Consider the following 549-nt stretch of genomic DNA (forward strand, 5'->3'; position numbering starts at 1 on the left):
AGAAAGAAGTGCGCGAGTTTACTGTGACGCTGTCCGATGGCAGTAACACCACCGTCACCATTACCATTACCGGTACCGATGACGATCCGGTGATTTCGGCGGATACCGACGCGGTAACCGAGGGCGATCTGACGCCTGTCAGTGGTACGTTGACGGCGACGGATGCAGACAATCCTAATTTAGCGTTTGAAGAAAACACCATTAGCGATGTGTACGGTGAGTTCACCGTTGACGCCAATGGCCATTGGACATTCACACTGGCCGATAACGCCACAGTCGATGCATTAACCGCCGGCCAGAAAGAAGTCCGTGAGTTTACCGTGACGCTGTCCGATGGCAGTGACACTACAGTGACGATTACCATCACGGGTACTGATGACGCGCCGGTGATTTCGGCGGATACCGACGCGGTAACCGAGGGCGATCTGACGCCTGTCAGCGGTACGTTAACGGCGACGGATGCAGACAATCCTAATTTAGCGTTTGAAGAAAACACCATTAGCGATGCGTACGGTGAGTTCACCGTTGACGCGAATGGCAATTGGACGT

Annotated in this window: 1 protein-coding gene; it reads left to right on the plus strand. The window is 53.7% G+C overall.

The window, feature by feature from the left end; all coding sequences use genetic code 11:
• A partial coding sequence (locus tag ST37_RS05955; RefSeq protein WP_197687450.1) for a VCBS domain-containing protein occupies positions 1-549 on the plus strand: 549 nt, incomplete at both ends.

This window comes from Vibrio sp. qd031 (assembly GCF_002100145.1).
GTDB lineage: Bacteria > Pseudomonadota > Gammaproteobacteria > Enterobacterales > Vibrionaceae > Vibrio.